General features: G+C 53.7%; 14 protein-coding genes. 8 read left to right on the top strand and 6 right to left on the bottom strand.

Translation table 11 applies throughout. The features are described from left to right. The first annotated feature begins 217 nt into the window (after nucleotides 1-217). The 4 genes from ftsY (at nucleotide 218) to rpoH (ending at nucleotide 4,290) form a co-directional block, all read left to right on the top strand. Nucleotides 218-1,612 carry a signal recognition particle-docking protein FtsY gene (gene ftsY, locus ACIDEJ_RS10305; RefSeq protein ID WP_411987988.1) on the top strand — a complete coding sequence of 465 codons (1,395 nt, stop codon included), beginning with the start codon at nucleotides 218-220 and terminating at the stop codon, nucleotides 1,610-1,612. A gap of 2 nt (nucleotides 1,613-1,614) precedes the next feature. Further along, a complete protein-coding gene (ftsE, locus tag ACIDEJ_RS10300; RefSeq protein ID WP_411987987.1) occupies nucleotides 1,615-2,298 on the top strand; it encodes a cell division ATP-binding protein FtsE in 684 nt (227 codons plus the stop codon). A 13-nt stretch (nucleotides 2,299-2,311) separates the two neighbouring features. Further along, nucleotides 2,312-3,274, top strand: a complete 963-nt coding sequence (gene ftsX, locus ACIDEJ_RS10295) for a permease-like cell division protein FtsX (protein ID WP_411987986.1) — start codon at nucleotides 2,312-2,314, stop codon at nucleotides 3,272-3,274. Between the two features lie 158 nt (nucleotides 3,275-3,432). Beyond that, nucleotides 3,433-4,290 carry an RNA polymerase sigma factor RpoH gene (gene rpoH, locus ACIDEJ_RS10290; protein ID WP_411987985.1) on the top strand — a complete coding sequence of 286 codons (858 nt, stop codon included), beginning with the start codon at nucleotides 3,433-3,435 and terminating at the stop codon, nucleotides 4,288-4,290. Between the two features lie 93 nt (nucleotides 4,291-4,383). Here rpoH and menE read toward each other — a convergent pair whose 3' ends face one another. The 5 genes from menE to ACIDEJ_RS10265 all read right to left on the bottom strand — a co-directional run bounded on the left by menE (nucleotide 4,384) and on the right by ACIDEJ_RS10265 (nucleotide 10,331). Further along, complete coding sequence (menE, locus tag ACIDEJ_RS10285) at nucleotides 4,384-5,772, bottom strand: o-succinylbenzoate--CoA ligase (protein WP_411987984.1); 1,389 nt, start codon at nucleotides 5,770-5,772, stop codon at nucleotides 4,384-4,386. Nucleotides 5,773-5,775: 3 nt separating this feature from the next. Beyond that, nucleotides 5,776-6,819 carry an o-succinylbenzoate synthase gene (menC, locus tag ACIDEJ_RS10280; protein ID WP_411987983.1) on the bottom strand — a complete coding sequence of 348 codons (1,044 nt, stop codon included), beginning with the start codon at nucleotides 6,817-6,819 and terminating at the stop codon, nucleotides 5,776-5,778. Beyond that, nucleotides 6,816-7,625 carry a 2-succinyl-6-hydroxy-2,4-cyclohexadiene-1-carboxylate synthase gene (gene menH, locus ACIDEJ_RS10275; protein WP_411987982.1) on the bottom strand — a complete coding sequence of 270 codons (810 nt, stop codon included), beginning with the start codon at nucleotides 7,623-7,625 and terminating at the stop codon, nucleotides 6,816-6,818. Before menH ends, menC begins: the two co-directional genes overlap by 4 nt. Beyond that, nucleotides 7,607-9,328 (bottom strand): 2-succinyl-5-enolpyruvyl-6-hydroxy-3-cyclohexene-1-carboxylic-acid synthase, encoded by a 1,722-nt coding sequence (gene menD, locus ACIDEJ_RS10270; protein WP_411987981.1) that lies wholly within the window; start codon nucleotides 9,326-9,328, stop codon nucleotides 7,607-7,609. Before menD ends, menH begins: the two co-directional genes overlap by 19 nt. Nucleotides 9,329-9,413: 85 nt before the next feature. Beyond that, entirely contained in the window at nucleotides 9,414-10,331 is a 918-nt protein-coding gene (locus ACIDEJ_RS10265; RefSeq protein ID WP_411988048.1) for a LysR substrate-binding domain-containing protein, read from the bottom strand. 452 nt (nucleotides 10,332-10,783) lie between these two features. Here ACIDEJ_RS10265 and ACIDEJ_RS10260 point away from each other — a divergent pair, with 452 nt between their 5' ends. From ACIDEJ_RS10260 to nrfD, 4 genes are all read left to right on the top strand, one after another. Continuing rightward, complete coding sequence (locus ACIDEJ_RS10260) at nucleotides 10,784-11,251, top strand: hypothetical protein (protein ID WP_411987980.1); 468 nt, start codon at nucleotides 10,784-10,786, stop codon at nucleotides 11,249-11,251. A gap of 90 nt (nucleotides 11,252-11,341) precedes the next feature. Then, nucleotides 11,342-11,812 carry a nitrite reductase gene (locus ACIDEJ_RS10255; protein WP_411987979.1) on the top strand — a complete coding sequence of 157 codons (471 nt, stop codon included), beginning with the start codon at nucleotides 11,342-11,344 and terminating at the stop codon, nucleotides 11,810-11,812. A 9-nt stretch (nucleotides 11,813-11,821) separates the two neighbouring features. Continuing rightward, nucleotides 11,822-12,505 (top strand): 4Fe-4S dicluster domain-containing protein, encoded by a 684-nt coding sequence (locus ACIDEJ_RS10250; RefSeq protein ID WP_411987978.1) that lies wholly within the window; start codon nucleotides 11,822-11,824, stop codon nucleotides 12,503-12,505. Then, nucleotides 12,502-13,443, top strand: a complete 942-nt coding sequence (gene nrfD, locus ACIDEJ_RS10245) for an NrfD/PsrC family molybdoenzyme membrane anchor subunit (RefSeq protein WP_411987977.1) — start codon at nucleotides 12,502-12,504, stop codon at nucleotides 13,441-13,443. The genes ACIDEJ_RS10250 and nrfD overlap by 4 nt, the downstream gene beginning before the upstream one ends. Before the next feature lie 202 nt (nucleotides 13,444-13,645). Here the strand turns inward: nrfD and ACIDEJ_RS10240 are convergent, their stop codons facing one another. Next, the gene (locus tag ACIDEJ_RS10240) at nucleotides 13,646-14,077 is read right to left on the bottom strand and encodes an Lrp/AsnC family transcriptional regulator (protein ID WP_411987976.1); all 432 of its coding nucleotides are present in this window, start codon (nucleotides 14,075-14,077) and stop codon (nucleotides 13,646-13,648) included. Between the last annotated feature and the right edge of the window lie 12 nt (nucleotides 14,078-14,089).

Below are 14,089 nucleotides of genomic sequence, written 5' to 3'. Positions count from 1 at the left end.
ATAAAGTGGTAAACTTTACCGAAAATTCTAACCCGCTTCATAATGCTGCGCATTAACAGGCAGTTAATGTTGTGAAGGGGGATGAAAGCGTCGCTATTCTATAACAAAGTTGCCATTGAGGGCGAAAACGCCGGCAAAGGGCAGATCCGCGACCATTAAACAGTGGCCCCCCGAGGCTCCTGGCATTTCCCACCCAAGAGATTGAGCACTGATACTGATGGCAAAGAAAGGTTTATTTTCCTGGTTCCGCAAAGACAAAACTGCAAAAGCAGAAGCGCAAGCGGCAGTAACGGACACAACCGCAGCGGCCACGCCCACGGATGTGGCGCCGGAGGTTGCAGAACAACCCATCACGGAAGCGGTTGTTGAGCAATCGCCAGCTCCGATCGTTTCTGCCCCTGAGCAGGAGCATCCCGTTGCAACAGCTGCCACCGCAACCACTTGTGACACTGCTGAGAGCGACGCCCCTGAATTCCCGCAAGGGCAACCAGAGCAGGTGGTGGTCAGCACCGCTGAAACGGAAAGTCCGGTCGAAAATGCTGAGCTTGCCGAAGCTGTGCCCGATGACAGCGCTGTGCATTCATCAGCGCCAGCCGCGGTGGTCACTGAGTCGTCACCAGAGATGGCAGATGCTGCCGAGGCCCCAACCCCCCAGCCAGAACCCCAGGCCAAGCCCAAGAAAGAGGGGCTTTTTGCCCGCTTGAAACGGGGGCTGATGCGCACCAGCGAAAATATCGGCAGTGGTTTTATCGGCTTGTTCCGCGGCAAAAAAATTGATGATGAGCTGTTCGAAGAGTTGGAAGAGCAGCTGCTGATTGCCGATGTGGGGGTGGAAACCACCACCAAACTCATCAGTAGCCTGACTGATCACGCCAATCGCAAGCAGCTGAAAGATGCCGAGGCATTGTATTCTCTGATGCAGCAGGAGATGCTGGCCACACTGGAGCCGGTAAGCCAGCCGCTGGTGCCGGAAAACAGCGACGGGCCATTTGTCATCCTGATGGTGGGTGTCAATGGTGTGGGTAAAACCACCACCATCGGTAAACTGGCGAAACAGTACCAGCAACAGGGGAAATCTGTCATGCTGGCAGCCGGGGATACCTTCCGCGCCGCTGCGGTAGAGCAGTTGCAGGTATGGGGCCAGCGTAACGACATTCCGGTGATTGCCCAGCATACCGGCGCTGACAGCGCCTCGGTACTGTTTGACGCATTGCAGGCGGCCAAGTCCCGCCATGTGGACGTGCTGATTGCCGATACCGCCGGACGGCTGCAAAACAAGGCGCACCTGATGGATGAGCTGAAAAAAGTGGTGCGGGTGATGAAAAAGCTCGATGCCAACGCCCCCCATGAAGTGATGCTGACACTGGATGCCTGTACCGGGCAGAATGCCATTAGTCAGGCGCAGCTGTTTCACGAAGCCGTGGGCGTGTCAGGCATTACCATCAGCAAGCTGGACGGCACCGCCAAAGGCGGGGTGATCTTTGCCATTGCCGATAAATTTGGTATTCCTATTCGCTATATCGGGGTGGGCGAGCAAATTGACGATTTGCGTACCTTTCATGCCAAAGATTTTATTGATGCCCTGTTCAGTCAGGAAAAAACGGACAGCTGAGTATGATTCGATTTGAGCAGGTCAGCAAAATCTATCCCGGTGGCCAGAAAGCGCTGACCGAGGTGAGCTTTCACCTGCAACGGGGAGAAATGGCTTTTCTTACCGGCCATTCAGGGGCCGGTAAAAGTACCCTGCTCAAATTGATCACCGTGATAGAGCGGGCCAGCGCCGGCAAGGTGTACATCAACGGCCACGATATCGCCAGCATCAAGCGTCAGCACGTGCCCTATCTGCGACGGCATATCGGCATGATTTTCCAGAGCCACCATTTGCTGATGGATCGCAGTGTTTTTGATAATGTGGCGCTGCCGCTGGTGATAGAAGGTTTCCCGTTGGGGGAAATCCGCAAACGGGTGGCCGGTGCGCTGGACATGGTGGGGCTGTACGGCAAAGAGAAACACAATCCCATCATGTTGTCCGGTGGTGAGCAGCAGCGGGTAGGCATTGCCAGGGCCATTGTCAACAAACCGGCACTGCTGCTGGCCGATGAACCCACGGGTAACCTGGATCCCAAATTGTCCATGGACATTCTGCGGCTGTTTGAAACCTTTAACGATGCCGGCACCAGCGTGTTGATTGCCACGCACGATCTTGGCCTGATTGCCCGCATGCGTTACCGGACGCTGACCTTGCGCCAGGGGCGCATGATGGGCGCCGAGGCCGATATCATCCCCCCTCAGCGTTGAGCCAGGAGTTGCTATGTCACCTTCATCTCTGACCCGCTCCAAATTGCCCCTCTCCGGCCGGATTGTGATGTTTTTCATCCGCCACCTGCAACATGCCACCGGCAGCATGGGCGAGTTATGGCGCACGCCGGTATCATCGCTGATGACCATGGCGGTGCTGGGGGTGAGCTTGAGCCTGCCTGCCGCATTGCAGGTACTGGTAAAAAATGCGGAAAACATTACCCACTCCTGGGACAGCGCCGCGCAAATCTCCCTGTTCATAGAAGGGGAGCGCTCGCCCCAGAGCATTCAGAGCCTGTTGGCACGCCTTAAGTCATATCCCGAAATCAGCCAGTTGCAGTACATCAGCCGCGAACAGGCGCTGGCGGAATTCCAGCAGCGCTCGGGGTTTGGTGAGGCACTGTCTTACCTTGGCAGCAATCCGTTGCCAGCGGTCATTACCGTGACCCCCACCGAGCGCTACTCCACCGTTGTGGGAGCCAAGGAGTTATTGGCAAAACTGGAGCAGGAAGCGGAAGTGAGCTTTGGACGTCTTGATATTGAATGGCTGCAAAGGTTACAGGCACTGGTTAACTTGTTGGAGCGCATTGTGCTGGGGTTGGCGTTGCTGCTGGTACTGGCGGTGGTATTGGTGATTGGCAACACCATTCGCCTGGCCATCATGAACCGGCGCAATGAGATTGAAGTGATGAAGCTGGTGGGCGCCACCGAGGCGTTCATTCAGCGTCCGTTTTTGTATAGCGGAATTTGGTACGGGGTGGTCGGCGGCCTGTTGGCATGGTGTATAATAAACCTGTTGGTGTGGTATCTTTCCGGCACGCTGAGCAGCTTCATGGGGCTGTATGGCAGCGACCTGCAACTGCAATCACTGAGTTTTACCGAACTGCTGCAAATGGTGGCAGCGGCCTCGTTTCTTGGCTGGTTGGGGTCATATTTGTCAGTACGACAGCACTTGCGAGCCATAGAACCCCATTGATGATTTACTGAACTAAACGGCACTTGCATTGTCATAGATACGGAGCAAAAATAATGCTCCGTGCCCTAGCGGGGTTTGACATATAATGTCAATTCGCCGATAGTGCATCAATTCCATCGAAATTGTTTCATTGGATGTAGTAAAGATAGGGAGCGTGCATGACTGATCAAACGCAATCAATGGCACTGATGGTTCCCCAGGGGAGCAGCAGTCTAGAGGCTTATATTCATTCGGTAAACGGCATGCCCATGCTGGAAGCCGCAGAAGAATATGCGCTGGCTAAGCGTTTGCAGGCAACAGGTGACCTGCAGGCGGCTAAGCGGCTTATCATGTCGCACCTGCGTTTTGTGGTGCATATTGCCCGGGGTTATTCAGGGTACGGCCTGCCGCAGGCAGACCTTATCCAGGAAGGCAATATCGGTTTGATGAAAGCGGTAAAACGCTTTGACCCGGATGTAGGCGTACGTTTGGTATCCTTTGCGGTGCATTGGATTAAAGCCGAAATTCACGAATATGTGCTGAAAAACTGGCGCATCGTGAAAGTGGCCACCACCAAGGCACAACGCAAACTGTTCTTTAACCTGCGTAAGGCCAAACAGCGGCTGGGCTGGTTCAGCGATGAAGAAGTGTCCATGGTGGCTGACAGTTTGGGCGTTTCCAAAGCGGATGTGACCGAGATGGAGTCCCGCATGGCGGCGCAGGATGCCGCGTTTGACATGAGCAGTGATCATGACGACGAGCACGATTTCGCCCCGGCGCTTTATCTGGAAGATCACTCATCGGATGTGGCCGAGCAGGTAGAGCAGGATAACTGGGAAGCCAATTCACAGGCGCGGTTGCTGGCAGCCATTAAAACACTGGATGAACGTAGCCAGCACATTCTGCGGGCCCGCTGGCTGGATGATGAAAAAACCACGTTGCAGGAGTTGGCCGATCAGTACCAAATCTCCGCTGAGCGTATCCGGCAGCTGGAAAAGAATGCCATGAACAAGCTCAAGACCTGCATGGAGGCCTGAGTTTTCGCCGCCTGAAAGTTTTTGGCACACCACCGCACATCATGAAAAAACCGCTATTGATTAGCGGTTTTTTTGTGCCCTCACCCGAAACAATTACATTTTTTCCTTTACGGCGGCAATCACCTGCTGGCGTTGTACCTTAAGGCCCGGGGTGGCCAGCTCCGGCCAAGGATAATAATGCCGCGGGCGTTTAAAGCCGGCAATATGCTGACAGAGGAAGGGTTTCAGTGCGGCATCATCGGGAATATGCCCACTGCGGGTTTTCACAATGGCTGCGGGCAGATTGCCAAAACGGGCGTCTGGCTGGGCAAACACAATGGCTTCAGTGATGTCCTCATGGCGTTTGAGGGCATTTTCCACCTCTTCCGGCTGAATGTTTTCCCCGCCACAAATGAACATGTTGTCAGCCCGCCCTTGGATATGCAGCCGCCCCTGCGTATCCCAATAGCCCCTGTCCTTGCTGCAAAACCAGCCGTCGGCATCCGTGGCGCTGTCAATGCTGCCGTCATCTTGCAGATAACCAAGAAACAGCGTGGCACCGCGTACCCAGATAACCCCCTCGCGAATCTGCAACTCGCGCAGGGGCAGCAGTTTGCCACTGCTGCCATCTTGCGTTGCAGGCCCGGTGGTGATTTGCGAGCCCATTTCGGTCATGCCGTAGCTGGTGAACACCTGCATGTCTAGCAGGCTCAGCCGTGTCAGCAGTGTCTGGCTGATGGCACTGCCGCCCAATAACAGGTATTTAATCAGTGCCAGGCTGCTGGGAGCCTCATCCAGCAGCTGTTGCAGCTGGGCAGCCACCAGTGACAGATGGCTGATGGGATCCCGTTTCAGCTGTTGTGCCAGCGTGAGGGCCGCATCGGGCAATATCAGTGTGGCCGCCGCCAGTGCGCAGCGATTGATAATGGCCAAGCCGCCGATGTGGAAAATCGGCAAAGATGCCAGCCAGCCGTCATCCCGGCGCAACGCCACCAGTGTATGGCTGCCCTGGGCATTGGCAATGTGCCCGGCCAGACTGTGCAGGGCGGCTTTGGGAACGCCACTGGAGCCGGAGGTCAGGATGACATCCACCGGCACATGGGGGGTAATGTCCGGTATGGGGCCATTGAGCATGGCGGTGAAGTCCGGCTCAAGGCGTTGGCGCTGTGCCCATAAGGCCGGGCGCTGATCATCCGGGCACCACAAATGGGTGATGGATAACCGCTGCATTAACTGTTGCAGCTGACTGTCAGGAAATTTCGGGGAGAGTGGACAAAACAGCCAACCGTTATCCACACAGGCCCAATAGAGGGTGATGAGTTCAGCACAGTTGCCGGCAATACAGGCCAGTTTGTCACCCGGGCTCATGCCCCCATGGCGTAATTGTTGCCCCATGGACAGCACCTGCTGACTCAGCTGACGGTAACTGATACCGCGCCCCTGCACCATCAAGGCAATGGTGGCGGGGTAGTGTTGGGCACTTTGATGTAGGGGTGACAACATGGGTTATTTCTCTAAAGTGAAAACAGTGGTGAGCGCATCAAAGGTGAGATTGTGGCGGGGGTCATCCCCCGTGATTAATGTTTTGCCAAATGCTGACAGGGTATCCACCCCCGGGGCTTCATCCGGGGTTAGCCAGGAAGCCACCCGGCAGATGTCATGAATGCCAAGAGACGCTTCCAGTGATGAGCTGAGCACGGTGCGGATGCCCAAGGCATCCGCGTGCCGGATCAGGTTCTGCAGCCGCTGCAGGCTGCCCAGCAACATGGGTTTTAGCACCAGTGCCCGTAATCCCTGGGTGTGGAGCTCTGCGCTGATCTCCTCATTGGGGTTCCTTGCCAGGGTTTCATCCAGGGCAAAAGGGATCCCGGTGCGGGAAAACAGGGTCATGTTGTCTTGCCAGCGGCGACAGGGCTCTTCCACATATTCAATGGCGGCTTTGGGCAAGCAGGCACAGAAGCTTTCTGCCTCGGCCAGTTCAAATCCCTGATTGGCGTCCAGACGCAGTTTTAGCGTGGGGCGCTGCTCCAGCACCGCATAAATCAGGGACAACTCTTCAGCCATGGAGGTTTGGGCCACTTTGATTTTCAGCCGCGTTATTGCGGGCGGCAAGGCGGCAATGCGCTGTTTGAGCAGGGCGCCGGGTTCCCCTTCCCGGGGCAGCAGCAAGGGCACGGGCAGAAACTGGTGATGGTGCAGCGGCAGTTGCCCGAGTATTTTGGCCGACAAGAGTGACAGCCCCCAGGCCAGAGAAGGCAACGCCGTGCCGTGGCAGGCGTTTTGCAGGTCATGGGTGCCATTCATCACTGACGGCAGCAGGTTTTTCGCCTCTGCAATCACCTCATCCAGGGATTCGCGGCTAAAACCGTTGATGAGTTGACCATCCCGGTCCGTGCCGCTAAGGGGGGCTATTTCCACGTAATGCTCACCGCCATCCACACAGGCGCGCAATACCACACCTTGACGCGACTCAATGCGCTGCTTGCCTACGGGCAATCCGGCCTCCAGCGGGATCTGGTAACGGGCCAGGGTCAAAGCGTCAATCTTCATGGTGTTCCCTCCGCCGATGTGGCCAGTGCTGTCAGCAATACCTTCAGAAATTGTGACGGGTTTCCCTGATGGCAGTTATGGCCAGTGGCACTGATGGCGTGGCATTGCATCGGGGTCTTGAGCTGCCAGCGTTGAGCCAGCGCCGAAAACTTGGCATCTTGCTGCCCGTAATAATAGTGCACCGGGCAGGAACAGAGACCCGGCACCTGCTGTAAATTCTGCTGCCATGCCAGGGATGTGGCGCGGTACATGGCCAACAATCCGGCCGGATGCTGCTGGCTTCGCTGCCGAATGAGCGCGGCTCTGGCAGTGTCGGAAAGCTCGGCAAACACCGGTTGCTGGTACCACAATGTCAGAAATTGTGCCAGCGGCAGTTGCGCGATCCGGGTGGCCCACTGGGCATCGCTGATGGCCCGTTGCTGCTTGTCTGCCAATGTGAGCAGCCCGGGATGACAGGACTCCAGATGCAGGCTGAGCAACCGTTGGGGCACGGTTTGGGCCACATGCAAGGCAATACGGCCACCAAGGGAATACCCCAACAAATGGAATTGCCCGATACCCAGTTGTTCAAGTGTGTGCAGCAGCAGTTCGGTCACATGCTCAAACCCCGGTTGGGGCACAAGTTCAGCGCCGCTGCCGCCATGGCCGGGCAAATCAATGGCGATACAATAATAGTGCTGGCTCAAGGCGGGCAACAGGGGCGTCCAGTCATTGCCATTGCCCAGAAATCCATGCAGCAGCACCAATGCTGGCAGGCGTTTATCGCCATGGCAGTGGCAGGCCAGCATCAGCTTTGTCTCACCCATTGATTGAGCTGGGCAATCTGCTCACTGGCTTGGGTCTGGCTGACGCGCACTTCAATGACCGATGCGCCGGCATAATCCAGCGCGTCCTGATAGGCCTCGTTAAAGGACTGCAAATCTTCCACCCGGTTATAGGGCAGGCCAAACATGGCGCTGCCGTAGCCGAATTCCAGACCATGTCCCAACCGGTAATAACGCTGGCGGATCTGTTCATCCGGTACTGGCAGAATGTTGAAAATGCTGCCGCCGTCGTTATTGAGAATGACCAGCACCAGCGGCCCTTGCGCCTGACGCGCCAGCGCCAGGGAGTTCAGGTCGTGCAGGGCCGAAATATCCCCGATGATAAGTGTTGTGGCTTGTTGCTGGTGGGCTGCAACCCCGCAGCAGGTGGCAATCAGCCCGTCAATGCCCGAGGCGCCGCGATTGGTATGGGTGTGGGCCGGGCTGGGGGTGATGGGGGCAAACATGTCATAGAGCCGTACCGGCAGGCTGTTGCCGATAAACAGCTGCTGTTGCCCAGGACGGGTTGCGGCAATGGCACGCACCACCTGAGCCTCGCCAAAGGGCCCCAAATCAATCTGTTGATGAAACAGTTGCTGCAGTTGTTCATTGGCCGCCACCAGCGGCAGGGCCCAGTTGGCGGCTGAAGAGCGTGGCCAGTCCAGGGCGGTGATATCCGCCAGCGACGACAGCCACAGGGTTTTGGCGTTATGGCCAGGGTCCAGGCGTTGTTGTTGGGGCAATACCTGCCAGTAACTGTGCCACGGTTGCTGTTCCAGATAGGCAATCAACCGTTTTGACAGCAACCTGCCGCCAAATAGCAACACCCTGTCCGCCCGCTCCAGCAATGCCCGGGCTTTGGGCTGTTGCAGTAACTGATCGATATTGCCAATGGCCGCCGGGTGTTGGCGCAATTGGGACTGGGCATCCGTCAACAGTGGCCAACCCAATTTGGCGGCCAGTGCCACGAGTTGCTCCGGTTGTTCGGCCTGGGTGAGGGTGCCTGCAATAATGACCCCCTGTCCGTGCACAAACCGGGTCAAGGCATCCTGGCTTGGCAGCTGGCCACGGATGGGCGGGCTGTACTGGCTGTATGGCAAGGTGTTGCCCTGCCAGTGCCGCAGTGGCTGCAGATAGTGGCTGAGCGCATCAGAAGCTGCATCCGGCAATGATTGGGGATAGAGCGGCTCACGGAACATGCAGTTGATATGCACAGGCATGCATTGGTTTGCCACCGCTTCATCCACGGTGGTTAGCAGCACCTGGGGGGCAATGGATCGGGTTGGCGTGGGCAGGTTGACCGGCCGGGCATACTGGCCGTAAATCCCCGGTTGGTTGATGGCCTGGTTGGCACCGCAGCCAATCAGTTCCGGTGGCCTGTCGCCCGACAATACAATTAACGGCACCCGGGTGAGCCAGGCTTCGACAATGGCTGGAAACAGGTTGGCCACCGCGGTTCCCGAGGTGGTGATGATGGCCACCGGTGCATGACTGGCCTTGGCCAGTCCCATGGCATAAAAACCCAGTCCGCGTTCGTCAAAATGCAGGTGTTGTTGGAGTTTGGTTTGTTTGGCGGCTGCCAGTGTCAGGGGGGTGGAACGGGAGCCGGGAGCCATGCACACGTGCTGTACACCCAGCCTTGCCAGTTCTTCTAAAATGAGTTCGCCCCAGAGTAGGTTCAGTTCGGCGTGTTGATTCTTTTGCATAAACAGGCACTCAAGCAGATATGTGCATTAGTGTAACCTGTTTAGGGGCGGCGATGTATGTTCAGTCAGTCAAAAAAACGGGTTGTTATACCAGGGCCTGGGTCACGTCTTTTACTTTCTGTTTTAACCAGTTCAAATCCGGATCCCCTTTGTCAGTAGGGGCGATAATTTCTACGGTTTTGGGTTTGCTGATCCCGAACATGCGCATGGCTTCGGATTCCGCCAGTTTGCACCCGTGTAGCGTCGGGATGTCGGTCAGCAAATCGTACACTGACTGATAGGGCACCAGGCTTACTGCCTGGCTTTCTTCCAGATAGTTGAACAGGGACGACACACTGCTGATGCTGATCTCCACATCCAGCGAAATTTCATTGCGATGGCACCAGTCTTCAAAGGGGCAGGTGGCGTGGGGATTGCAGCCCAGATCCGTTTTGACGAAAGGATATTTGGCTATCGACTCCAGGGTGATCTCCTGCTGAAGCAGGGGGTGCTTGTTGCTGCACAGCAGGAAGATGTTGTTCAGATGTTTCAGGGATTCGATTTCATGGTCGTTGCCAATCAGTTTCAGGGCGTCATGATGATTGCCACAGCAAACCCCCATGGTGATTTCGCCGTCGATGATGCTTTGCAAGGTACTGTTGTTCCACGGCACGATATTCAGGTGGAACTGCTTGTCTTCATGGCGGATGGACTGCATCAGCGCCTTGGGGTACAGATAGGTCACCAGCCCGGGCACGGCTACTTCAAACCAGCGCTCACTGTTTTCCTGTACATTGGCCAGATTATTAAAGTTATGGGCGTGATCAACAATCTCTTTGGCAATGGGATAGATCCTTTTGGCATATTCATTGGGGATCAACCCATATTTTTTCCGGTAAAAGAGTTCGTTACCAAAAATGGTTCTCACATTCCTTAGGCAGCGGCTTATTTTTGACTGGGGGACATTGAGAATTTTTGAGACATGCGTCGCAGATTTATTTTCGCACAGCCCAACAATTATCATCAGGCTCAGCATGTCGAGCTTTTCGAAATCAATGTGCTTCATTGCCGCTACTCCTTTTTGCGGAAATTTCTATTGCAATTAAGGTTAATAAAAATTTCGAAAAATAGAAAATCTAAAACCTGTCTCATGTCACATTTAAAAATGTATTTTAATTAGACTTTATTAAAGGTGTTTTTTTAATTCTGCTTTTATATTTATTTTAATAATTTTTCACTTTTCGGTTAATGCTTTTTTCATTTTTTAATATTTACATATCTGCTTTGTGATAAACGCATTTCTCATTATACATTTCCCAAAAACAGCAATTAAATTAGCTTCTTAATTTTGGGTTTTGCTAACAAGCCGGATACATCCGCTGTGATGATGATCACGTATGTTGTTGCATTTTTCTCCAATAATTTAATTGCGAGATATCGCTACTATAAATACAAACATGATAGTTGGAGGTTAATATGGGTACCGCATCTGTCTATCTCAGTTATGCGTTTATTTATTTTGTGTTGTTTATTGCAGTTCCTTTCATCGCAGTTACATTTGTGATGACTTGTATTAAGTTTTTTAAGTCAGAAACTGCAGCACCAATGCATACACGAATTAAACAACGTCTGTTCGATAACGAAAGCCTGGGCTTTCTCAAGTCTCTGAAGAGTCTGACTAAAGGTGAATATGAAATTTGCAGTCATGTTCCACTGGAGTCTGTGGTTGAGGCAGGAGCAGGCGATACAGAACTTCACGGGTATCTGGATTATGTGCTTGTAGACCAGAACTCATCAGAAATAAAAATGGTTATTTCTGACTTTAGTGACAAATCCAACGCAGAAATTAAACCACTGCTTCAAAAACTCAATATTCGGCTGATTGATATGAAGCGTGACTGCCCTATGGATAAGCAGCATCTGATGCAGGCGTTAGCTGCCTAAGTCATCAGCCGTCGGTGTTGGTGACAACTCAGGACTTTGGTTGTCACCACCCTCTTAAAAATAACAATCTAATAATCAGGTAACAAAACTATGTTCAGGAATACTTGGCGCACAGTGCTCAGTGTGGCCTCATTGGTATGCCTGTTAGGTTACGGCTTTGCCGGCACCGCCAATGCAGAAACCTCTACCACTCTGAAAATCAACAGTGACCCCTGTGTAAAGTGCCACAAGCGTAACGGCACGATGCATGGTGTTCACGGACAGGACAGCAAACATTTCAAATGTGCAACCTGTCATGGTGAAAAGGGGAATCATCCCCGCAAACCCAACAACATCCGGGTATTTGCTCCGGATGCAGCAATCGCCCCTAAAGATCAGAACAAGACCTGTCTCAGATGCCACCGTCCTGAAAAACTGGCGGCAGGTGAATGGACACACACTGTTCATGCAAACAAGGTCAGCTGTGCCGCTTGTCATAAATTACACCCGGCTGAAGATCCGATGACCAAAGCGGTTGGCACTGAGCATAGTCAGCTATGCCGCCAGTGTCATGGCAAGTAGGGGGGCATAATGGATAAGTCAAAAAGACAATTTTTACAGGGCAGTGGTGCCGTTATCGCCGGTGTTTCACTGTATGTTCTGACCAATGGTGACGTGGTGGGCGACGAGCCGAAAAAAGGCGCGGTGAAATACGCCATGCTGCACGATGAATCCAAGTGCATTGGTTGTAATGCGTGTTCTGATAACTGCCGTAAAGTGAATCAAGTGCCTGAAGGCGTGGCGCGACTGGAAATTATTCGCACCGGCCCGTTTGGCGAATATCCGAACCAGTATTACCACTTTTCCCGCAAATCCTGCGAGCAATGTGAAAATGCGCCTTGCGTGTATGTGTGCCCTACCGGGGCGGCGTACAAAGACAAGGAAACCGGCATTGTCACTGTGGATTCCTGGAAGTGCGTGGGCTGCCAGTATTGTATTGCCGCCTGTCCGTACCAGATCCGCTTCATCAACCCGGTGACCAAGGCGGCTGACAAGTGCGATTTTTGTCGTGAGACTCAGTTGAAACAGGGGAAACAACCTGCCTGCGTGGAAGCGTGTCCCACCAAAGCACTGGTATTTGGCGATCTGAATGATCCGAATTCAGAAATCGTGAAGGTGCTGGAAGAGAATCCGGTGTACCGCAACAAGAAAGATTTGGGAACTCATCCCAAGTTGTTCCGTATTCAGGCTAAGCAGGGAGGGATAACCTTATGAGCCCTTTCCATTTTGAACATCTGGTTTGGCATTGGCCAATTGCGTTTTATCTGTTTTTTGCCGGGGTTTCCGGCGGGGCAATGTTCTTTGCCGTATTGCTGAAAAACATCACCTTGCGGGGAGAAGCCTACAAGTCAGGCTTTGTGCAGGCCGCTTGTCTGGTTGCGCCGATTACGGTGATGGCCGGGTTGGGGATTTTGGTTATCGACCTGACCAAACCGCTGCATTTCTGGAAAATCCTGGTGTTTTACAACCTGAGTTCTGTCATGTCCGTCGGGGTTATCATCCTGTGCATTTACATGGTCTTCATGTTCATGTGGATTGCCTTGGTATTCCGGCCGGTGATTGACGAATGGTGCCGGGTACGTTTCCCATGGGTACTGAAAATCAGTGAGCTGTTGGGCAAAAACGAACCCACCATTACCGGACTGCTGGTGATCTTGGCGCTGGCCTTGGGGGCTTATACCGGCTTCCTGTTATCAGCCCTGCCGGGTTATCCGATGCTGAAAAACCCGGTATTGCCCATTCTGTTCCTGTTGTCGGCACTGTCTTCCGGTGCGGCGGCCTCCTTGCTGGGTGGCGTGCTGCTCAAGGGAAATCCGGACGGCCGGGAAGTGAAGCTTATCCATAAAATCGAGATCCCGTTGATCCTGGTGGAAATGGTCGCCATCTTCACTTTCTTTATCGGTTTGGTACTGACCGGTGGTCAGGCGAAAGTGGCTGCTGCCAACGCGGTGGGATTCGGTTTCTGGGGCATGGTGTTCTGGGTCGGCATTTTGCTGATTGGCTTGTCTGTGCCGTTGGCGATGAACCTGTTCATGACCGCCACTGCCAAACGCCGTTTTGCCTATGTGGCAGGCACCGCCTCCTGTAGCTTGATTGGGGTTATCTTGTTGCGTCATTTCATCTTGTACGCCGGCCAGATGACCATTGCTTAAAGGATATATGTGCGAGCTTAATAACAACCAATAAGGTAAAGAGCTTCGTTCACGTTTTATGGCAGATATGCCGTAACAACAGGGAAGTCATTGGGCAGGACGCCACTTTGCTCTTTATCCACACATTACCCGAACCTCCACGGGTTTTGCCACCTGTTTGAGCACGCAGGTGGCTTTTTATTGCCTGTTGCCCGGGACGGGATTACGCCTGCAGATTGTTAATCCATTCGCTCATTACCACGTGGGTTTTGATTTTGCTGATGGCCGGGTGGGCGTCAATCATCTCCCTGATTTCGTGTAAACGCCGCATGGAGGGGGTTTTGACGTATACCAGCAAATCCATCTCGCCGGAAATGCCGTGGCAGGTGACCACTTCCGGTACCGCCTGAAACAGATGCACAATCTCGGCGCAGTTACGGCATTGATGCTGGATTTCAAAATAGGCGCTCACGCCATCTTTTTGCGATTCGCTCAGTAGTACCTGATAGCCGCGGATAACGCCGCTTTGCTCCAGCTTCTTCAGGCGTTCCGATACGGCGCTGCGGGATAGGCTCACTTCCTGGGCAATGGTGGACACACTTTTGCGGGCATTTTGCCGCAATGCGCTGATAATTGCCTGATCAAACTTATCCATGGTGTATCATCC

The organism is Shewanella mytili, from assembly GCF_046765975.1.
GTDB lineage: Bacteria > Pseudomonadota > Gammaproteobacteria > Enterobacterales > Shewanellaceae > Shewanella > Shewanella mytili.
Note: the sequence above shows the minus strand (reverse complement) of the source record. Positions and strands in the feature narration are given on the sequence as shown.